23 protein-coding genes are annotated in these 17,810 nt (G+C 64.5%); 9 read left to right on the top strand and 14 right to left on the bottom strand.

The window, feature by feature from the left end:
- Positions 1–14: 14 nt before the first annotated feature.
- Positions 15–719, bottom strand: a complete 705-nt coding sequence (locus TP2_RS10815) for an HAD family hydrolase (protein ID WP_038077172.1) — start codon at positions 717–719, stop codon at positions 15–17.
- A gap of 49 nt (positions 720–768) precedes the next feature.
- On the bottom strand, positions 769–1,047 hold the full coding sequence (locus tag TP2_RS10810; RefSeq protein ID WP_038077169.1) for a DUF3572 domain-containing protein: 279 nt from the start codon (positions 1,045–1,047) through the stop codon (positions 769–771).
- 103 nt (positions 1,048–1,150) lie between these two features.
- On the opposite strand from TP2_RS10810, the gene TP2_RS10805 reads away from it, so the two are divergent.
- Positions 1,151–2,542: a diguanylate cyclase gene (locus TP2_RS10805; RefSeq protein WP_038077165.1), complete on the top strand. Its 1,392-nt coding sequence runs from the start codon at positions 1,151–1,153 to the stop codon at positions 2,540–2,542.
- 36 nt (positions 2,543–2,578) lie between these two features.
- Here the strand turns inward: TP2_RS10805 and TP2_RS18015 are convergent, their stop codons facing one another.
- The 4 genes from TP2_RS18015 to TP2_RS18990 all read right to left on the bottom strand — a co-directional run bounded on the left by TP2_RS18015 (position 2,579) and on the right by TP2_RS18990 (position 5,012).
- Positions 2,579–3,082, bottom strand: coding sequence for a periplasmic heavy metal sensor (locus TP2_RS18015; RefSeq protein ID WP_051692490.1), 504 nt, complete (start codon positions 3,080–3,082; stop codon positions 2,579–2,581).
- The gene (locus TP2_RS10795) at positions 3,082–3,501 is read right to left on the bottom strand and encodes a dihydroorotate dehydrogenase (RefSeq protein WP_157617103.1); all 420 of its coding nucleotides are present in this window, start codon (positions 3,499–3,501) and stop codon (positions 3,082–3,084) included. Before TP2_RS10795 ends, TP2_RS18015 begins: the two co-directional genes overlap by 1 nt.
- Positions 3,494–4,072 carry an RNA polymerase sigma factor gene (locus TP2_RS10790; RefSeq protein WP_038077162.1) on the bottom strand — a complete coding sequence of 193 codons (579 nt, stop codon included), beginning with the start codon at positions 4,070–4,072 and terminating at the stop codon, positions 3,494–3,496. The genes TP2_RS10795 and TP2_RS10790 overlap by 8 nt, the downstream gene beginning before the upstream one ends.
- Positions 4,073–4,169: 97 nt before the next feature.
- Positions 4,170–5,012 carry an EF-hand domain-containing protein gene (locus TP2_RS18990; protein ID WP_051692488.1) on the bottom strand — a complete coding sequence of 281 codons (843 nt, stop codon included), beginning with the start codon at positions 5,010–5,012 and terminating at the stop codon, positions 4,170–4,172.
- A gap of 199 nt (positions 5,013–5,211) precedes the next feature.
- Between TP2_RS18990 and TP2_RS10780 the strand changes: the two genes are divergently transcribed.
- Entirely contained in the window at positions 5,212–5,613 is a 402-nt protein-coding gene (locus TP2_RS10780; protein ID WP_038077160.1) for a DUF983 domain-containing protein, read from the top strand.
- Entirely contained in the window at positions 5,606–6,313 is a 708-nt protein-coding gene (locus TP2_RS10775; RefSeq protein ID WP_038077705.1) for an NUDIX hydrolase, read from the top strand. Before TP2_RS10780 ends, TP2_RS10775 begins: the two co-directional genes overlap by 8 nt.
- Here the strand turns inward: TP2_RS10775 and TP2_RS10770 are convergent.
- The 5 genes from TP2_RS10770 to msrB all read right to left on the bottom strand — a co-directional run bounded on the left by TP2_RS10770 (position 6,310) and on the right by msrB (position 9,598).
- Entirely contained in the window at positions 6,310–7,212 is a 903-nt protein-coding gene (locus tag TP2_RS10770) for a DMT family transporter (RefSeq protein WP_240473746.1), read from the bottom strand. The genes TP2_RS10775 and TP2_RS10770 overlap by 4 nt on opposite strands.
- Positions 7,209–7,703: a lipocalin/fatty acid-binding family protein gene (locus tag TP2_RS10765; protein ID WP_051692486.1), complete on the bottom strand. Its 495-nt coding sequence runs from the start codon at positions 7,701–7,703 to the stop codon at positions 7,209–7,211. Before TP2_RS10765 ends, TP2_RS10770 begins: the two co-directional genes overlap by 4 nt.
- Complete coding sequence (locus TP2_RS10760) at positions 7,691–8,026, bottom strand: hypothetical protein (RefSeq protein ID WP_038077159.1); 336 nt, start codon at positions 8,024–8,026, stop codon at positions 7,691–7,693. The genes TP2_RS10765 and TP2_RS10760 overlap by 13 nt, the downstream gene beginning before the upstream one ends.
- Positions 8,026–9,072, bottom strand: a complete 1,047-nt coding sequence (locus tag TP2_RS10755; RefSeq protein WP_038077157.1) for an aldo/keto reductase — start codon at positions 9,070–9,072, stop codon at positions 8,026–8,028. Before TP2_RS10755 ends, TP2_RS10760 begins: the two co-directional genes overlap by 1 nt.
- Positions 9,073–9,157: 85 nt before the next feature.
- Complete coding sequence (msrB, locus tag TP2_RS10750) at positions 9,158–9,598, bottom strand: peptide-methionine (R)-S-oxide reductase MsrB (protein ID WP_038077155.1); 441 nt, start codon at positions 9,596–9,598, stop codon at positions 9,158–9,160.
- Between the two features lie 175 nt (positions 9,599–9,773).
- Here msrB and TP2_RS10745 point away from each other — a divergent pair, with 175 nt between their 5' ends.
- Entirely contained in the window at positions 9,774–10,262 is a 489-nt protein-coding gene (locus TP2_RS10745) for a cupin domain-containing protein (protein ID WP_038077153.1), read from the top strand.
- 16 nt (positions 10,263–10,278) lie between these two features.
- Here the strand turns inward: TP2_RS10745 and ychF are convergent, their stop codons facing one another.
- Entirely contained in the window at positions 10,279–11,376 is a 1,098-nt protein-coding gene (gene ychF / locus TP2_RS10740; protein WP_038077151.1) for a redox-regulated ATPase YchF, read from the bottom strand.
- A 113-nt stretch (positions 11,377–11,489) separates the two neighbouring features.
- Here ychF and TP2_RS10735 point away from each other — a divergent pair, with 113 nt between their 5' ends.
- On the top strand, positions 11,490–11,906 hold the full coding sequence (locus tag TP2_RS10735; protein WP_038077149.1) for a VOC family protein: 417 nt from the start codon (positions 11,490–11,492) through the stop codon (positions 11,904–11,906).
- A gap of 70 nt (positions 11,907–11,976) precedes the next feature.
- The gene (gene trpA / locus TP2_RS10730) at positions 11,977–12,768 is read left to right on the top strand and encodes a tryptophan synthase subunit alpha (RefSeq protein WP_038077147.1); all 792 of its coding nucleotides are present in this window, start codon (positions 11,977–11,979) and stop codon (positions 12,766–12,768) included.
- Positions 12,769–12,793: 25 nt separating this feature from the next.
- On the opposite strand, the gene TP2_RS10725 is transcribed toward trpA, so the two are convergent.
- The gene (locus TP2_RS10725; RefSeq protein WP_038077698.1) at positions 12,794–13,579 is read right to left on the bottom strand and encodes an ABC transporter permease; all 786 of its coding nucleotides are present in this window, start codon (positions 13,577–13,579) and stop codon (positions 12,794–12,796) included.
- 229 nt (positions 13,580–13,808) lie between these two features.
- Between TP2_RS10725 and TP2_RS10720 the strand changes: the two genes are divergently transcribed.
- Entirely contained in the window at positions 13,809–14,405 is a 597-nt protein-coding gene (locus TP2_RS10720; RefSeq protein ID WP_038077146.1) for a GcrA family cell cycle regulator, read from the top strand.
- Positions 14,406–14,477: 72 nt separating this feature from the next.
- Here the strand turns inward: TP2_RS10720 and TP2_RS10715 are convergent, their stop codons facing one another.
- Positions 14,478–15,749 (bottom strand): OmpP1/FadL family transporter, encoded by a 1,272-nt coding sequence (locus tag TP2_RS10715; RefSeq protein WP_051692484.1) that lies wholly within the window; start codon positions 15,747–15,749, stop codon positions 14,478–14,480.
- A 195-nt stretch (positions 15,750–15,944) separates the two neighbouring features.
- Here TP2_RS10715 and rimO point away from each other — a divergent pair, with 195 nt between their 5' ends.
- A complete protein-coding gene (gene rimO, locus TP2_RS10710) occupies positions 15,945–17,330 on the top strand; it encodes a 30S ribosomal protein S12 methylthiotransferase RimO (RefSeq protein ID WP_038077693.1) in 1,386 nt (461 codons plus the stop codon).
- Positions 17,327–17,806: a CAP domain-containing protein gene (locus TP2_RS10705; protein WP_051692482.1), complete on the top strand. Its 480-nt coding sequence runs from the start codon at positions 17,327–17,329 to the stop codon at positions 17,804–17,806. The genes rimO and TP2_RS10705 overlap by 4 nt, the downstream gene beginning before the upstream one ends.
- Positions 17,807–17,810: the final 4 nt, after the last annotated feature.

The following is a 17,810-nucleotide window of genomic DNA, read 5'->3' as shown; positions in this document are numbered from 1 at the left end:
CCTCCTCGGGTCGCTCAGCGACCGCTCTGCGTCAGCCAGTCCGGCAGGCCACCGATATGATCGAGCACCGCATCGGCGGCCGGTTCAAGCTCCGCACGACCCGCTGGACCGCTCAGCACCGCCACAGCAATCATGCCCGCCGCGCGCGCGGCATTCATATCATGCAGGCTGTCACCGACCATCACCACCTCGGACGGGTCGATCCCGAGCCCGTCGGCAAAGGCGAGCAACGGGCGCGGCGTGGGCTTGGCGCCATGGCCACTATCGTAGCCAATGATCGCGTCGAACATCTGCGACACACCCGCGCGTTCCGCATGGGCACGCGCTGTCGATTCCGCATCATTTGTGCAGATACCGAGCCGCAGCCCACGCGCTTTCAACCCACCGAGCAGTTCAGCGAGCGGTACCGGCGCGACCAGCGGCACCTCACGCGCCGCCTCCTCTAGCTCCTCGACCAGCCCGGATAACTCGCGTCCGGGCAGATGCGGCAACAAGAGCGTGGCCGCCTCCTCCACAGTGCCCGCAATCACCGCCGAATGAGGATCGAATTCCGTAATTTCCAGATCGAATCCGATCGCCTCGGCCATCGCCTGCGCATGCGCGGGATCCTCGGCCATCGCCTCGATGCGCGCTTTCGCCCAAGCGCCCCAGGTCGCGTCGAAATCGAACAACGTGCCGTCCTTGTCGAAAAGAACCGCACGAATCCTACCGCCTGCCATGCCGTCTCCTGCCCCCCTCTTTGCGGGCCAGACTGCCCCGCGCCCGCGCTCAGGTCCAGTGGCGCAAATCGCCCCGACCCAGAACCGCACGTGCCTGCATAAATGCCTCGGGCGCCTCACCCAAATCGCTCGAGCAATCAAGCACCCAGCGATCCTCCATCAACAGGTAATCGAGTACCCCCGCAAGAAAATCCGAATCCTGTGCCTGCGCGCGCAGATCTTCGACACTCGCCCCCGAGACCGAGAGGAACCCCTCGATCAGTCCCTCCTGTGCCGCCATCCAGCCCAGCGCGCGGATCGCGAGGATTTGGGCGGATTCCTGCCGCATAAAGCTCTTCCCCCTATCGTCGGAAACCCTTTGTTAACCGATCGCCCGATATCTTCAAGACACGGGCAAGCGGAGCCCGGAACCAATAGGGAGCAAGCGGGCAATGGCGGGGTCCATCCTCATCGTCGATGATGTCGCGACCAATCGCATCGTTCTCAAGGCAAAGCTGTCCGGGGCGCGTTATACCACATTGCAGGCGGCCGATGGGCGCGCGGCACTTGCGCTCGCCATGACTGAGAAACCCGGCCTGATCCTGCTCGACACCAACCTGCCTGACATGCGGGGCAGCGAAGTGATCGCCCGGCTGCGCGCCGAACCCGAAACCCGCCGAATCCCGGTGATCGCCATGACGGTGCATGACGATCCCGCGCTACGCATCGAATTGCTCAAGGCGGGCGCGAACGAGATCCTGACCAAGCCCTTCGACGAGCTGGTTCTGCTCGCCCGGCTGCGCAGCCTGCTGCGCGCCCATGCCAGCGCCGACGAAACAGCGCTGCGCGCCCTGACCTGTCATGAGCTGGGCTTTGCCGAGTCGTTTCACGACTTTGCCCCGCCCGCACGCATCGCGCTGATCGCGCATCGACCCGAAAGGGCGCTGCACTGGAAAGCCGCGCTTGCACGCTGTTTGCCCACCGAGCGCATCCAAGTTCTCTCCGGAGACATGCCTCTTGATGATCCGCGTGCCGGAGAGGTGCCGGACATCTTCGTGATCGAGGCCGATCTGGCACGCAATGGAGACGGGCTGCGCCTGATGTCCGAACTGCGCTCGCGCGCCGTAACCCGCGACTCCGTAATCGCGATCGCGACCGTGCGCACGGCCCGCGAGACGCAGGCGACAGCACTCGATCTGGGCGCAGACGAACTGCTGCCTTGCGACCTATCTGGCCCAGCAGCGCAAGAGGCCGCCTTGCGCTTGCGCGCCCAGCTCGGGCAGAAACGCCTGCGCGACAGGCTCCGCGTCTCGGTCGATGAGGGGCTTCGTCTCGCGATGGTCGACCCACTGACGGGTCTTTACAATCGCCGCTATGCCAATGCTCACCTCGCGCGCATGTCCCAGCGCGCGCGCCGCACCGGACGCGCAAGCGTGGTGATGGTGCTCGATCTCGACCGGTTCAAACGGGTCAATGATTCCTATGGCCATCGCGCAGGCGACCACGTTCTCACCGCTTTCGCCAAGGCGCTGCGGGCCAATCTGCGCGGCGCCGACCTGATCGCACGCATCGGCGGAGAGGAGTTCCTCGTCGTGCTGCCCGACACAACGCTAGATGACGGTTACCGCACCGCCGAGCGGCTGCGTCGCGCGATTGAGACGCAGTCGATCCGGCTTCCCAGTGGCGAGAATATCTCGATCACGCTCTCTATCGGGCTCGCGCTTGGCGGCACGCGCGACACCGACCCGCAGCATCTCGTCGACGAAGCCGATGCAGCACTGCTGAACGCCAAGGCGACAGGCCGCAATCAGGTCGCTGTCGCCCAAACGAGCAATGCGGCCTGAGCAGGGCTGATCTTTACATGAAATCGCTTTGCGCCGTCAGGGCTTCGCGGGACGATCATCGTCATGTTCGACGCGCTTGTCGAACCTTTGGGCCCCCTGCAAGAGCCGTTCGGCAAAGGCGTGCCGCTCTTCGGGCGACATTTCCTCGAGCCGGTCGAAGATCAGCGTTTCGCCGATATCCACGCGCTCGATCGTCCGCGCCTTGTGCCGTGCGAGGATCTTCTCGACCTCGGCACGGTTCCAGGGATCGGCCTGAAGCGCACCGATAAGCGCCGTCATATCCGCCCGAGCCGCACGGCGCATGTCGCGGAAATCACCACCACGCTTCTGCGCCGCTCGGCGCAGAGCGTCGCGATCCTCAGGGCTGAGCGCCTCGGTAAATGCGCCCAAACTCACATCGCCCACCACAGGACGCGGGGGATGGCGATCATGCGCGACGAAGCCGCCGACGATCACCCCAGCTACCAGCAGGTTGAGCGTGACCGACCCGATCAGCGCCCAGCGCAGCCCGCGGCAGTTCTTGGTTTCGCTGTCCGCCATCAGAACCCTCCTTCATCGACGAAGGCAAAGGCCTCGCCCTCGGGCATCAGGTTCACCGTTCCGAGGCTTTCGGTCGTGCTGCCGTAAAGAGCGGAAAAGCTCGCCACATCTTCGGCACCGACAAACCCGATCCAGACCCCGGCCAGCGCCGCGGTCACCAGACCACCCATCGGCGCCCATCCCCCGAACGCGCCACGCAGCGCCTCCCAGATCCCGGCCAGAACACCCGGGCCATCATCGCCCGAAGCAGCCACAGGGGCCGCAAACCCCGCCTGAACCGCCGCGGCATCCGCCATCACCCGCGCGAGAAAATCTGCGCCCGGTTCGGGCGCCTGCGCGCGCGCGTCGGCGAAAACCGCCTCGAGCAGCGCCTCTTCGCTCCGTCCATCTGTCTCGCGATAGACCCGTTTGTCACTCATCGCCAAACCCCAATTCTTCCCGCCGCCCCGCAAGGAGCTTGCCAAGAGCGCGCTTCCCACGCGCTGTCAGACTTTCTACGGCCTCCACCCCGGTTTCCATCGCTGCCGCGATCTCGGGATTGGACAAACCGTCAATATGTCGCAGCGTAACCGCGATCCGTTGCCGCTCCGGCAGTTCGGCCAGCGCAGCCTCAAGCGCCGCCACACGGTCCCGCGCCATCAGATCATCAAGCGCCGAGGCCCGGTCGTCGGCGACCTCGGGCGCCTCGTCTAGCCCGACCCCGCGCCGCTTGCGCAACCGGTCGGTCGCGAGATTGGCCACCACCCGATACAGCCAAGTCGAGACCTTCGCCTCACCGGCCCGCCAGTCGGGAGCAATCTTCCACAGCCGCAGCAGCGCCTCTTGCGCCACGTCCTCGGCTTCGGCCCCATCGCGCAGATAGCGAAAGGCCAGCCGATAGGCCAAGGGGCCCATCCGCAGCGTCAATGCGCGCGCCGCCGAGGGGTCGCCTTGCGCATACAGCTCCAGAAGAGCCTCGTCGGAAGCTTCAGTCATCGCATCCAGCGCCATTGTCTCTCCGCCAAACGCCTATCGCGGCAAAGCCGCGGGTGCAATTCGGCAATGGGCCGAGGCGTGCCTGTCGCGCCCCGGCCCCTGCTCTACGCGATCAGTTCGCGCCGTTTTGCTGCTGCGCGCCCGGACCGTTGCCCGGCACCATCGGGCCGTTACCCATCGGCCCCTGACCCATCGGACCTTGGCCCATCGGACCTTGGCCCATCGGACCCTGACCCTGGCGCATCATCCGGCCGTGACCGTCGTGATCGCCCATGCGGTTCATCCCGCATTCGCCGCCACGACCGCCCATCTTGGCCATGCGCCCCTGACGATCACGATCGCCCATCCGGCCATGCCCGTCGCGGTCACCCATGCGGCCGCCGCCATCGCGATCGCCCATGCGCTGCATCATCTTGCGAGCCATCTGCAATTCGTCGGCGCTCAGCGCCCCATCGCCATCGCGATCCAGACGCGAGAACATCTGCTCGGGCATCGGCCGCGCGATCAGCTCAGCCGCCGAAAGCTGGCCATCACCATTCACGTCCTGCGTGGCAAAGCGCGCTTTCACGCGGGCCTCGATCCGGGCCTTGGACTTGGAAAGCTCGGAGTTGACCAGTTCCTCCTCAGAGATCAGGCCGTCGCCATTGGCATCGAGCGCCTTGGCGTCGGCTTCGCGCTTGGCCTGAATTTCTTCGAGCGTCACCTGCCCGTCGCCATCGGTATCGAAGATGGTGATGTCGAAGCCGAACCCGTCGCGCATCCCGTCGCGATCACCCATCATGCCGCCCATCTTGCCCATCATGGGCATGCCATTGCCCGGACCTGCGGGCTGGGCCTGCGGGGCGGGCTGCCCCGCGCCTGCCGCACTGTCCTGCGCCACGGCCGGAAGGGTGAAGGCAAGGCCGGTCCCGGCCAGAAGGGCTGCAATAACAGTCTGTCTGCTCAACAGTTTCATCTCTTTACTCCTCATAACTTTCCCCAGACGCGCGTCGCGCCGTCGATATTCACCAAACGGGGAGCGCCAGGTTTTCCGTCGCGCGGATTGTCGCCTCACGCAGCCGTGATCGGCGGGCCGCCCTTTCCAAGCCCCGCCTTCCCCGCCATACTGCGCCGCGACGGCGCGTCCCGAAGGCGCGCCACGGGAGAGAGGCGCAATGTATTCAGACGAGTCTTTTCACGACGATCGACCGCTTGGCCGGTCGATCCTGCGCGGGCTGATGTGCCGCTGCCCGGCCTGCGGAAAGGGGCGCGTGCTGCACAGCTACCTCAAGGTGCGCGATGCTTGCCCGAGCTGCGGCGAGGATCTCTCGCATCAACGCGCCGATGACGGCCCCGCCTATCTCACGATCCTGATCGTGGGGCATCTGATGATCCCGCTGATGGCGGCCTATTTCATCGCCTTCCGGCCCGAGCCCTGGCAGATGATCGCACTTTTCGGGTCCGGTTCGATTTTGCTGTCGGCACTGCTTTTGCCGCTGATGAAGGGAATGCTCGTCGGGATTCAATGGTCCAGGCGGATGCATGGCTTCGGCGAGGGCGAAATCGCGCATGACTGATACGACGCCTCCGGTCGACAAGACCGCGCTGCGTGATGCAGCAAGCGTGATCGTACTGCGCCGCGAGGCGGGTGATGCTCCGCGCGTGCTGATGGGGCAGCGCGGTGCGGGGGCGGCCTTCATGCCGTCGAAATACGTTTTTCCGGGCGGCGCGCTCGATGCCGATGACTGGGATGTCCCGCTCGCCCAGCCACTTCCCCAACCCGATGCCGCGCGGCTCGAAGAGGACGCGCCTCATGGGATTGCGGCGGCGCTGGCCGCGGCGGCCCTACGTGAGCTCTGGGAGGAAACCGGGCTGGTCCTCGGCCAACGCGCAGGCTGGCCCGGCGCAGTTCCAAGCGACTGGCAGGGCTTCGCCGATCTCGGCTTTGCCCCTTCGGCGGCCGATCTTCGTTTCGTCTTCCGCGCGATCACGCCACCCGGGCGCCCGCGCCGCTTCGATGCGCGGTTCTTCCTGATCGACGCGGGCGCGATCCATGGCGATCTCGATGATTTCTCGCGCGCTTGCGACGAGCTTTCGCATCTGCACTGGGTACCGCTTGCCGAGGCCCGCGCGCTGAACCTGCCCTTCATCACCGAAGTGGTCCTGGCCGAGATCGCAGCGCTAATCACCACCGAACACGCGCGCGGCGCGCCTCATTCGGTGCCGTTCTTCGATAACCGCGGCCCGCGCTCGGAGTTTCGCCGGATCGGGCTTTAACGTCCGGCCAGCACGATCACGATCAGAGAAACGACCACGAGCGCGATCCCGATGCCTTCGCGCTTGTGCAGCTTCTCTTGAAAAACCAGCGCCGAGATCACCAGCGTGAACACGATCTCGACCTGCCCCAAGGCCCGAACGAAGGCCGCGTTTTGGAGCGAGAAGGCGGTGAACCAGCCCGCCGAGCCCATGACCCCGGTGATCCCTACCAGCACCGTGCGCCGCCAAGCGCCGAAAACGCGGGTCAGTTCACCGGGCTCGCGCAGCCGCAGATAGAGCCCCATCCCGATCGACTGGGCGAAGGTCGTGCAGGCAAGCGCCACGATCGCCCGGCCGAAGAATTCCATCGGTTCGAGTTCCAGCGTCGCGCCGCGATAGAAGATCGACGACAGCCCGAACAGTGCCCCCGCCCCGATGCCATAGAGGGCCGCGCGCGGATTGAATTGTCCCTCAGGTGGCCTTGTCAGAAACAGCACTCCCGCCATGCCGATCACGATGCCGACCCAACCCAGTGGCCCCACGACTTCGCTCAGGATCACTGCGGAGAACAGGGCGACCTGCACCGTTTCAGTCTTGGTGAAGGCGACGCCCACGGCGAAATTGCGCAGCCCGAACAGAGCGACCGTCAGAAAGGTCGCCGCCACCTGCCCCGCGCCGCCCGCAAGTATGAAGCCCCAGAAGGCCCAGCTAAGATCTGGCCAGGGCGTCCCGGTCGCGGCGAGAAAGACCAGCGCCACGGCAGCGGCGAGCGGAAACCCGAAAAGAAAGCGCGAGAATGTCGCTCCGCCCACCGAGAGCTGTGCCCCGGCAAGGAGCTTCTGGAGCATGAAGCGCACCGTCTGCACAGCGGCGGCAAAGAGCGTCACCCAAATCCACAGATGGGCGGGTGCCTCGGTCACGGCCGCATCCTTGCCAGATCGTAGCCGTTGAAATCGAGCACTTCGCGGGCCGCCTTCAACAGATCGGGACGTGCCGGTGTCTGGCGCGACAGGATCACGCCCCAGCTCCCCGAGGGCGTGCCCAGCGCCGCGATCCGATAGTCGTAATCGACCCAGAGCACCCAGATCGGCTCTCCGCCAAAGCTTGCGCGCCCGATCATTCGCCCGCCCGGCCCGGTCAGCACAATCCGATCTTCGAGCTGCGCGGTCGCGCCGGTGCAATCGGCGCCCTTCACCTCATAGGCGGCCTGGCCGTCCCACGCCCAATTCTGCGCGCCGGAACAGCCCGACACGCCGCTTTGGACGACATGCCATTGCCCCGCGAAACGCGCCGGATCGAACAGGGCCGCCGACGAGATCAGCCCCTTGGGGTCGCGCAACGGCACGGTTTTCTCGGGCACGCAAGCCGCGAGCGCCAGCGTCGCGATCAGACCCGCGATTACTGCACGCATGTCTGCATCGGGAAGCCCGCCTCGGTCAGAACCTCATTGCAACCCAGAAGCGGGGTCACCGGCGCGCAGGTTCCCGAACGCGCGAGGCAAGCGCCCTCGCAATCGCTGCTGGCGCGGCAGGCCTTGCCCGCATCCTTCGTCACTTTCTGGCAGATCCAGCCGCCATTATTCGCAACCCAATTGCCGCCACGTGCGACGCATTCGAACTTCTCGGCATCCTGCTTTTCCTGACCCACGAGCGGCAGATCGCCACCCTCGGGCCCGGAGGGTTTACAAGCCGCAAGCGCGAGCGTCGCGAGAAGGATGAGAGCCGGGGCGCGCATCAGAAGGGCATCGGATGGTGCTGGTGGATCACCGCGATCTTGTCGAGAAGTTCCTTGGACAGCTCCATCCCCGCCGCGTCGAGATTGGGCTTGAGCTGATCGACCGATGTCGCACCCACGATCGGGATCACCGGGAAGGGTCGGCTCATCACCCATGCGATCGCCATCGTCACCGGATCGAGGCCGGCCTCTTGCGCAAGCCCGGTATAGACATCGGCCACATCGAAGGCGCGCGGATTGGCCCGCCCGCCGAGGTTGTGAACCAGCGCGCGGCGCGTACCCTCGGGGATCACATCGCCCGAATACTTGCCCGTCAGGATGCCCGCGGCGAGCGGCGAATAGGCCAGCAGCGTGACCTGCTCGTGATAGCCAAGCTCTCCCAGATCGAGATCGTAGTAGCGGCACATCAGCGAATATTCGTTCTGGATCGCCTGCACCCGCGGCCCCTTGCCCGCCTCGGCCAGATCGAGCCATTGCGCGGTGCCCCAGGCGGTCTCGTTCGACAGGCCGAACTCGCGGATCTTGCCTTCTTTCTGCAACTCGGTGAGCGTCTCGAGACAGGCGCTCATATCGTCGCGGACCTGCGCCTTGGAGGGTTGTTTCGACGGATCCCAGCGCCAGGTCTTGCGGAAATGGTAGGAGCCGCGATTGGGCCAGTGGAATTGGTAGAGATCGACGTAATCGGTTTGCAGGCGGCGCAGCGAATCCTCGATCGCCTGCCGGATGCGGGACGGCGAGATTTCAGGACCGCCGGGGATCGCGTTCGAGCCCTCGCCGGTGATCTTCGTCGCGATCACCAGATCGTCGCGCTTGCCACGCTTGGCCAGATAGGTCCCGACGATCTCTTCGGTGCGGCCGGCCGTCTCGGCCTTGACCGGGTTGACCGGGTACATCTCGGCCGTGTCGAGGAAGTTGACCCCGCGATCGAGTGCGAAATCGATCTGGGCATGACCCTCGGCCTCGGTGTTCTGGCTGCCCCAGGTCATCGTGCCGAGGCAGATCTCCGAGACCATGATCCCGCTTTGGCCAAGTTCGAGCTTGCGCATTCCCGCGCCCCCTTTTCGAATGTGAAGTTGAACGGACCCTGCCACCGGGGTCCGGGAAGGTAAAGTCCCCTGCCCTAATTCGGGCTCATTCGACCTTGTCGATCAAATCGCCATAGCCCTCGGCCTCCATCTCCTCGAGCGGAATGAAGCGCAGCGAGGCAGAGTTGATGCAGTAGCGCAGACCGCCCTGATCGCGCGGCCCGTCGGGGAAGACATGGCCCAGATGACTGTCTCCATGTTTCGAGCGCACCTCGATCCGCATCATGCCATGCGTGGTGTCCGTCAGCTCAACGATATGATCGTCAAAAAGCGGGCGGGTGAAGGAGGGCCAGCCGCAGCCGGATTCGTATTTCGTCGAGGAAGCGAAGAGCGGCTCGCCAGAGACCACGTCGACGTAAATCCCCTTCGCCTTGTTCTCGGTATACTCCCCCGTCCAGGGGCGCTCGGTGCCGTTTTGCTGCGTGACGCGATATTGCTCGGGGGTGAGCTTCGCGAGGGCGGCGTCGGTTTTTTGCCATTTGCTCATCTTGGATCTCCCTTTCGCGACTGATTTAGGCGTTACGCCGCGCGAGGAAAGCCCCGCGAGCTTGCTTTTACTGGTTCTGGCCGACGTGGTGGCTCTGCTAGGCTCACGTCAGGTGCGCGCCGGACGGATGGATTGCCTCCGGCAGAGATATTTAAAGCAGTTGAAGGAGAGCGCCATGAATGAAGACCGTTATCTGATCCGCGCGGAGGAAATCGCCGCGATGGAGGGGCTCTCGAAGGCGCATTTCCTCAACCCCAATGCGCGGCGGATCAACAAGTCGCTGGGCGATACGACCGGGCTGACAGGGCTCGGTTTTCACATCATTGAAGTCGCACCCGGCTGCGAAACGACCGAGTATCACCGTCACTATCACGAAGACGAGGCGGTCTTCGTGCTGTCGGGCCAAGCGACGGCTCGGATCGGGGAAGAGCGCCACGAGATCGGGCCCGGTGATTTCATCGGCTACCGTGCCGGTGGTGCGGCCCATACGATCGAGAATACCGGATCAGAACTGTTGCGGCTGATCGTCGTCGGGCAGCGTCTGCCCCATGACGTGGGCGATTACCCCGACAAGGGCAAGCGGATCTATCGCAACGAGGGCATGGCCTGGCAGCTGGTGGATTTGATGGCGGTGGACGAGATCAAGGCGGGGGCGAAGAAATGAACGCCCCCGGCGCCCGTCATGCGTTGAACAGGAAGTGCAGAACGTCGCCGTCCTTGACCTCGTAGGTCTTGCCCTCGACGCGGAACTTGCCCGCCTCTTTCGCGCCCGCTTCGCCCTTGTTGGCGACGTAGTCGTCGAAAGCGACGGTCTCGGCGCGGATGAAGCCGCGTTCGAAATCGCCGTGGATGACACCGGCGGCCGCCGGGGCCAGCGTGCCCTTGCGGATCGTCCAGGCGCGGGCCTCTTTCGGGCCGACGGTGAAATAGGTCTGCAGGCCGAGCAGGTCGTAGCCCGCACGGATCAGGCGGTCGAGACCGGCCTCTTCCAGCCCCATCTCTTCGAGGAACATCGACGCTTCCTCAGCGTCGAGCTGAGAGATTTCCTCTTCGATCTTGGCCGAGATCACCACGGTGCCCGCGCCCTGCTCGGCGGCCATCTTGGCGACGGCCTCGGATTTGGCGTTGCCGGTGGAGGCGGAGCTTTCCTCGACGTTGCAAACATAGAGGACCGGCTTGGCGGTCAGCAGTTGCAGCATGTTCCACGCCTTGCGGTCGTCGTCGGAGACTTCCACGGTGCGCGCGGGGCGACCGGCTTCCAGCGCCTCTTTCGCCTGTTCGAGAAGGCGCATCGCTTCCTTCGCTTCCTTGTCGCCGGATTTCACCTTGCGCGCGAGGTTCGCAATGCGCTTATCGAGGCTTTCGAGATCGGCGATCATCAGCTCGGTCTCGATGGTCTCGGCATCGGCCACCGGATCGACGCGGCCTTCCACATGGGTCACGTCGCCGTCTTCGAAACACCGCAGCACATGGGCGATGGCGTCCACTTCGCGGATATTGGCGAGGAACTGGTTGCCGAGGCCTTCACCCTTGGAGGCGCCTTTCACGAGACCCGCGATATCAACGAAGGTCATGCGGGTCGGGATGATCTCTTTCGAGCCCGCGATGGCGGCAAGCTGGTCGAGGCGCTCATCGGGAACGGCCACTTCGCCCACATTGGGCTCGATGGTGCAGAAGGGGAAATTCGCCGCCTGCGCGGCCGCCGTCTTGGTCAGCGCGTTGAAGAGGGTCGATTTGCCCACATTCGGCAGACCCACGATACCCATCTTGAAACCCATTTCGCCCTCCTGATTACGGCTTCGCGCTTCTTATTCACTGGCCGCGCCCGGCGCAAGCGCGCGAAAGGGCCGGAATCGTGATAGGCTGCAGACCTGACAGGGAGGATTCCACGATGAGTTTCGAACCCTACATCCACTTTCAGGGAAATTGCGAAGAGGCGATGCGCTTCTATGCCGATCTCTTCGGCACCGAGCCGCCCTTTCTCATGCGCTATGGCGATATGCCCGAAGCGAGCGAGGGCATGAGCGAGGCCGGCAAGGCGCGGGTCATGCATGCGCTGATCAAGCTGGGCGATGGCGCGCTGATGGCCTCGGACTGGCCTGAGGGGCGCGACCGCCCGCAAAGCTCGGTCTCGATCTCGCATGTCTCGGACAGTCGCGCCGCGGCGCAGGCGATCTTCGAGCGCCTGCTGGACCGGGCCGAGGAGATGATGATGCCATTTGGTGAGACCTTCTGGGCCGACGGGTTCGGAATGCTCCGCGACCGCTTCGGCACCGCCTGGATGATCAACGGCCCCACGAAGATGTAACCGTGCCGCGAGGCATTGATTTTCCCGCGCCCATCGCGCAAACCCCTTCGGGACCATCCGGAGGGACGCCATGACTCGCATCGACGCCAAATTCGCCAGCCTCAAGGCCGAGGGCAAGAAAGCCTTCGTCTCTTACATCATGGCGGGCGACCCGGATCTGGAGACCTCGCTGGAGGTGATGAAGGGCCTGCCGGGTGCAGGCGTGGACATCATCGAGCTGGGCGTGCCCTTCACCGATCCGATGGCAGACGGCCCGACGATCCAGCTCGCGGGACAGCGTGCGCTCGATGGCGGCCAGACGCTGCAGAAGACGCTCGATATGGCGGCGGAGTTCCGCAAGAGTGACGACACGACGCCGATCGTGCTGATGGGGTATTACAATCCGATCTACAATCGCGGTGTCGACAAGTTCCTCGAAGACGCCAAGGCCGCCGGGATCGACGGGCTGATCGTGGTGGACCTGCCGCCCGAGGAGGATGTGGAGCTGTGCATCCCAGCGCGCGATGCCGGGATCAACTTCATCCGCCTCGCGACGCCGACGACCGATGACAAGCGCCTGCCGAAGGTTCTGCAGAACACGTCGGGCTTCGTCTATTACGTTTCGGTCACGGGGATCACCGGCGCGCAGGCGGCACAGGCCGCCGAGGTCGGCCCCGAGGTCGCGCGGATCAAGGCGCAAACCGATCTGCCGGTGATCGTGGGCTTCGGCATCACCACGCCTGAGGCCGCGAAGACCATCGCGGGCGTGGCGGATGGTTGTGTCGTCGGCTCGGCCATCGTGAAGGAAATCGCGGATGGCAAGCCGGTAGCGGAGGTGCTCGAGTTCGTATCGGGCCTCGCAGGCGGCGCGCATTCGGCCTGAGGCCTGACGCGCCTGCGCCCTGCCCTCAGGGCTTCATGCGATAGCCGGTGCGCAGCCAGTACCAGCCCAGACCCAGCACCAGAACGAGTGCCGCGCAGATCACGGCGAGCCCGTGCCAGGGCGAGGCGTCGGACACGCCCAAGAAGCCGAAACGGGCCATGTCGATCAGGTAGAAGACCGGGTTGTAATGGGTCAGGATCTGGAAGGCCGGCGGCAGCGCCTTGGCCGAATAGAAGGTGCCCGACAGGAACGAGAGCGGCGTGATGATAAAGTTGGTGATCGCCGCCATCTGATCGAACTTGTCCGCAAAGACGGCCGCCAGAATGCCCAAGCCGCCAAGGAACGCCGCGCCGAGCACGACCGCGGCAATCGCCCAGAACGGATGCGCGATCCCCTGCCCCAGCACCGCGAACAGCCCCAGCCAGATCACGACCGCGACGATGAGCGCACGCGCCACCGCACCCGTCAGATAGCCCACGAGAATCTCCCATGGTGCCAGCGGCGGCATCAGCGTATCGACGATATTGCCCTGCACCTTCGCGATCACGATCGAACTGGAGGTGTTGGCAAAGGCGTTCTGGATCACCGTCATCATCAGGATGCCCGGCGCGATAAAATGCAGGAAATCGACGCCCATCACATCGGCGCGGTTGCGTCCGAAAGCCAGCGCGAAAACCGTCAGGAACAGGCCCGCAGTGATCAGCGGAGCCAGCACGGTCTGCTGCCAAACGGCAAGAAACCGGCGGATTTCGCGCCAGCCGAGCATCCGTAGGCCCATCCAATTCACCGCGCCGAAGCGGCGCACGCCCATCTCGTACATCTTCATCTCCCTTGGCTGTGCGCCCCCTACCACCGCATGGCTGCGATCTCAACGCAGCCAACGCACAGAGGGTTTCATAACCGGGCAGAGGCAGTGTGCCGCGTGCAGCGGCCCTTGAAATGCAAGGGCCGCGATTGTATCTGTGCGCTCTCCCGTTAGAATGCGGGTCGATCGAGGGTGCCTGCTGCGCCTGATCGCAGGAAACAAGGAAAGGATGCCCATGTCCTGGACCGATGAACGCGTCGAGTTGCTCAAGAAGATGTGGACCGAGGGCCAGTCGGCCAGCCAGATCGCGAAGGAGCTTGGCGGCGTCACGCGCAATGCGGTGATCGGCAAGGTGCACCGCCTTGGTCTGTCGAACCGTGCTGGCGGTGCGGCTGAACCCGCAAAGCCCGAACCGAAGGCGAAGGCTGAAAAGGTAGAGGCGAAGGCCGAGAAGCCCGCAGCCCAGCCCGCGGCCGAAGCGCCCGAGCCGAAACCCGCGGCAAAGCCCGCAGCCCCCGCACAGGCGGCAGCCCCCGCTGCCGCGCCTGCGCGCAAGGCGATCATCCCCGCCGGACAGCCGCTGCCGCCACAGCCCTCGGCCAACGAGATCGATCCGGCCGCGCTCGCCAAGGTCGGCGAGATCGAAAAGCATTCGAAGAAGCTGAGTCTGATGGAACTGACCGAGCGCACCTGCAAATGGCCGATCGGTGATCCGGCGACCGAGGATTTCTGGTTCTGCGGTCTGCCGAGCCAGGCAGGCAAGCCCTATTGCGAGGCTCATGTGGGCGTGGCCTTCCAACCGATGAGCGCGCGGCGCGACCGCCGCCGCTGAGTTCTTGCGGCCAGGCAGATATTTCAAAGGGCGCCCGAGGGCGCCCTTCGTTAATTCCGGTGGATGGACCGCTCAGAAGCGACGCGACCAGCCAATCGAGGCGGAGATCTGCTTCATCTCCAGTTCGACTTCGCTGCCATCCGGGTAAAGGAAGGACGGCCCCTTCACCTTGTGCGGCAGCACGTAGTTCACAGCAAAATCAAGCGTGTCGCGGTCGTTGAGCTTCTTTGCGCCGCCGAAGCTGATGTGATGTTCCACAACGCCCGGAGCGAGCACACCCAGAACGACATCTTCAGGCCCGATCGGGTTGGTCGCATGGGCATAGCCGAAGCGCCAGGTCATGTCGGGGCTCTGCTGCCATTCCGCGCCGATGCGGAGCACATCCACATCATCCCAGCCGAAGCCCGCACCCCCCGGAGCCCCGAAGGGAAGCGCCGTATTCGGATTGCCCACCGCGCCGATCGCGCTGTAGAAAATCTTCTGGTAGTCGAGCATCACCGTCAGGTCGCTGCGCGGCTTGAACGCCACACCCGCAGTGACCGATGCGGGGATATCAAACGAGCCGTTCCCCTCGAAGAGGCCCGCATATTTGTCGAATTTCGACATCTTGAAGCGGGTCTGCCCCGACAGGCCAATCGTGAACTGCGGATTGATCTCGTATTTGATACCAGCCCGCAGGCCGATCCCGGTCGAGAAGTCATATCCGTTACCCGTAAGCTTGCCCGGCGATGCGGTGTAGCCTTCCTGATCGAACATGTTCAGGCCGCGCGCCGAGAAGCGTTGAACGGCGACGGTCGGGGCGATACCCCAGCTGAAATTGCCGTCCTTGCGACCGTAGCCCACCGACGCGAAAAGCTGCATCAGGTCCACGCCCGCCTTGCCGGCGCAGAAGACGCCATAGCCGCCGCCGTCGCCACAGTAAGGATTGAAGACGGCCGGGTAGCTCGTGTTCATGCCGCCATTGCCATAGACCATGACGTTGAGCGCCCCGCCGTTCGCAAGTGGACGGTTGTAGCCGAAATTCGGAATCGGGAACCATTCATGGCCCGACTCGACCTTGCCCTCTGGCAGCGGCGGCGCGCCGGTCGCGGTGAAGCCACGCCGGGGCGAGAATGCTTCGACCCCGAAGGTCATTTGATGGCCGATATCGGCGATGTTCGCAGGGTTGATTGCCGCCGACATGGGGTCGACCGAATAGGCAACGCCGGCACCGCCGACGCCACGTTGCGCAGGTCCGTAGGCGAGCGCGAAATACCCTTCCGTAGCGCTTGCGACGCTTGGAACGGCCGCCGCCAGGCATAAAGCGGCTAGCCCCGAAAAACGGGGTGTCTTCAGTTTTGTCATTTTTCTCTCCCTGAGGGGCGCTTCCCTCTCTCCTGCGGGCTCTCCCTTCCCGCAGACGCATGCCATGCTGCCGATTTACGGCTTTGAATATTCAACTTTATTAATACGACAGGTGGCAAGCATTTTCTTTGCATGGCCGAAAAGCCCTATTCGCAAGGGCTTTTCGCGGCCATTCGCACAAGCTATATCGCGTCAATGAGCACGAACCCACCAAACCTGCGCCCCGATCTGGCGCCCCGCGCACGCATCACGGATGCGCCCCGTCCCGGTCAGCCGGTGATCGGAATGGTCTCGCTTGGCTGCCCGAAGGCGCTGGTCGACAGTGAACGTATCCTGACGCGTCTGCGCGCCGAAGGCTACGCGATTTCCCCCGATTACGCCGGCGCGGATGCGGTGATCGTGAACACCTGCGGTTTTCTCGACAGCGCCAAGGCGGAAAGCCTCGAGGCGATCGGCGAGGCCTTGAAAGAGAACGGCCGCGTCATCGTGACAGGCTGTCTCGGCGCCGAGCCCGATTACATTACCGGCGCGCACCCCTCCGTGCTGGCGGTGACGGGCCCGCATCAATATGAACAAGTGCTTGATGCCGTGCATGGCGCGGTGCCGCCCGATCCCGATCCTTTCGTGGATCTGCTGCCGGCGGCGGGGGTGAAACTGACCCCGCGCCATTACAGCTATCTGAAGATTTCCGAGGGCTGCAATCACCACTGCAAGTTCTGCATCATCCCCGACATGCGCGGGCGTCTCGTCAGCCGCCCGGCCCATGCGGTCGTGCGCGAGGCCGAGAAGCTCGTCGATGCGGGCGTGCGCGAACTGCTGGTGATCTCGCAGGACACCTCGGCCTATGGCGTCGATCTCAAACATGCGACCGAGCGCGACCACCGCGCCCATATCAGCGATCTGGCGCGCGATCTCGGACAACTCGGCGCCTGGGTGCGGCTGCATTACGTCTACCCCTACCCCCATGTGCGCGACCTGATCCCGCTGATGGCGGAGGCCCATGAGAACGGCGGCGGCGTGCTGCCCTATCTGGATATCCCCTTCCAGCACGCGCATCCGGACACGCTCAAGCGCATGGCGAGGCCCGCGGCCTCCGCCAAGACGCTCGACGAGATCGCGGCATGGCGGGCGACCTGCCCCGACATCACGCTGCGTTCGACCTTCATCGTGGGCTATCCCGGCGAGACCGAGGAAGAGTTCCAATACCTGCTCGACTGGATGGATGAGGCGCAGCTCGATCGCGTGGGTTGCTTCCAATACGAGAATGTCGAAGGCGCGCGCTCGAACGCTCTGCCCGATCATGTGCCCGACGAGGTGAAGCAGGACCGCTGGGATCGCTTCATGCAGAAGGCGCAGGCGATTTCCGAGGCGAAGCTGCAGTCCAAGGTCGGCACCATTCAGCAGGTGATCGTGGATGAGGTGGACGAGCAAGGCGCGACCTGCCGCACCAAGGCGGATGCGCCCGAGATCGACGGCAATCTCTTCATCGACGAAGGCTTTGAGGCGCTCAACCCCGGTGATATCGTGACCGTCGAGGTCGACGAGGCCTCGGAATACGATCTCTGGGGGAGGCTCGTTTGATCCGCATTCTCGCCGCGCTGGCGTTCCTTATGCCCGCCGCCCTCCTGCCCGCCGCGGCGCAGGCCAATGGCTGCTATATCAATGACGGGCTGGGCTGGGTGATCGCGAAGGCGACCTCGCAGCAACGGCAAGTCAACGGGCTCGGCCCGGTCGAGATGGACCCGCGCCTGATCCTCGCCGCCGAGGCACAGGCCTGCGACATGGCGCAGAAGGGCTTTTTCGATCATGCGGGCTCGGACGGTTCCACGGTAATGATCCGGGCCAAGCGCGAAGGCTATCGCGCTTGCCTGATCGCCGAGAATATCGCGATGGGCCAGCGCAATCCGCGCGTGACCTTCGACGACTGGATGAAATCGCCCGGCCATCGCCGCAACATCCTGCTCAAGGACGTGACCCAGATTGGCGTCGCCGTCGTGCCCAAGCGCGGCGGCAAGGGGCCGTGGTATGTGATGGTGCTGGCGCGGCCCTGCGAATGAGCCT

The organism is Thioclava pacifica DSM 10166 (genome assembly GCF_000714535.1).
GTDB lineage: Bacteria > Pseudomonadota > Alphaproteobacteria > Rhodobacterales > Rhodobacteraceae > Thioclava > Thioclava pacifica.
This window is presented reverse-complemented; position numbering and strand designations above follow the sequence as displayed.

Coding starts and splice junctions, on each gene's coding strand:
- TP2_RS10755 (WP_038077157.1), bottom strand. CDS start 9,072: ATGCGCAAGCTCGAACTTGGCCAAAGCGGGATCATGGTCTCGGAGATC.
- TP2_RS18990 (WP_051692488.1), bottom strand. CDS start 5,012: ATGAAACTGTTGAGCAGACAGACTGTTATTGCAGCCCTTCTGGCCGGG.
- TP2_RS18015 (WP_051692490.1), bottom strand. CDS start 3,082: ATGGCGGACAGCGAAACCAAGAACTGCCGCGGGCTGCGCTGGGCGCTG.
- rimO (WP_038077693.1), top strand. CDS start 15,945: ATGAGCACGAACCCACCAAACCTGCGCCCCGATCTGGCGCCCCGCGCA.
- TP2_RS10810 (WP_038077169.1), bottom strand. CDS start 1,047: ATGCGGCAGGAATCCGCCCAAATCCTCGCGATCCGCGCGCTGGGCTGG.
- TP2_RS10720 (WP_038077146.1), top strand. CDS start 13,809: ATGTCCTGGACCGATGAACGCGTCGAGTTGCTCAAGAAGATGTGGACC.
- msrB (WP_038077155.1), bottom strand. CDS start 9,598: ATGAGCAAATGGCAAAAAACCGACGCCGCCCTCGCGAAGCTCACCCCC.
- TP2_RS10760 (WP_038077159.1), bottom strand. CDS start 8,026: ATGCGCGCCCCGGCTCTCATCCTTCTCGCGACGCTCGCGCTTGCGGCT.
- trpA (WP_038077147.1), top strand. CDS start 11,977: ATGACTCGCATCGACGCCAAATTCGCCAGCCTCAAGGCCGAGGGCAAG.
- TP2_RS10725 (WP_038077698.1), bottom strand. CDS start 13,579: ATGGGCGTGCGCCGCTTCGGCGCGGTGAATTGGATGGGCCTACGGATG.
- TP2_RS10805 (WP_038077165.1), top strand. CDS start 1,151: ATGGCGGGGTCCATCCTCATCGTCGATGATGTCGCGACCAATCGCATC.
- TP2_RS10765 (WP_051692486.1), bottom strand. CDS start 7,703: ATGCGTGCAGTAATCGCGGGTCTGATCGCGACGCTGGCGCTCGCGGCT.
- TP2_RS10735 (WP_038077149.1), top strand. CDS start 11,490: ATGAGTTTCGAACCCTACATCCACTTTCAGGGAAATTGCGAAGAGGCG.
- TP2_RS10745 (WP_038077153.1), top strand. CDS start 9,774: ATGAATGAAGACCGTTATCTGATCCGCGCGGAGGAAATCGCCGCGATG.
- TP2_RS10775 (WP_038077705.1), top strand. CDS start 5,606: ATGACTGATACGACGCCTCCGGTCGACAAGACCGCGCTGCGTGATGCA.
- TP2_RS10815 (WP_038077172.1), bottom strand. CDS start 719: ATGGCAGGCGGTAGGATTCGTGCGGTTCTTTTCGACAAGGACGGCACG.
- TP2_RS10780 (WP_038077160.1), top strand. CDS start 5,212: ATGTATTCAGACGAGTCTTTTCACGACGATCGACCGCTTGGCCGGTCG.
- TP2_RS10715 (WP_051692484.1), bottom strand. CDS start 15,749: ATGACAAAACTGAAGACACCCCGTTTTTCGGGGCTAGCCGCTTTATGC.
- TP2_RS10790 (WP_038077162.1), bottom strand. CDS start 4,072: ATGGCGCTGGATGCGATGACTGAAGCTTCCGACGAGGCTCTTCTGGAG.
- TP2_RS10795 (WP_157617103.1), bottom strand. CDS start 3,501: ATGAGTGACAAACGGGTCTATCGCGAGACAGATGGACGGAGCGAAGAG.
- ychF (WP_038077151.1), bottom strand. CDS start 11,376: ATGGGTTTCAAGATGGGTATCGTGGGTCTGCCGAATGTGGGCAAATCG.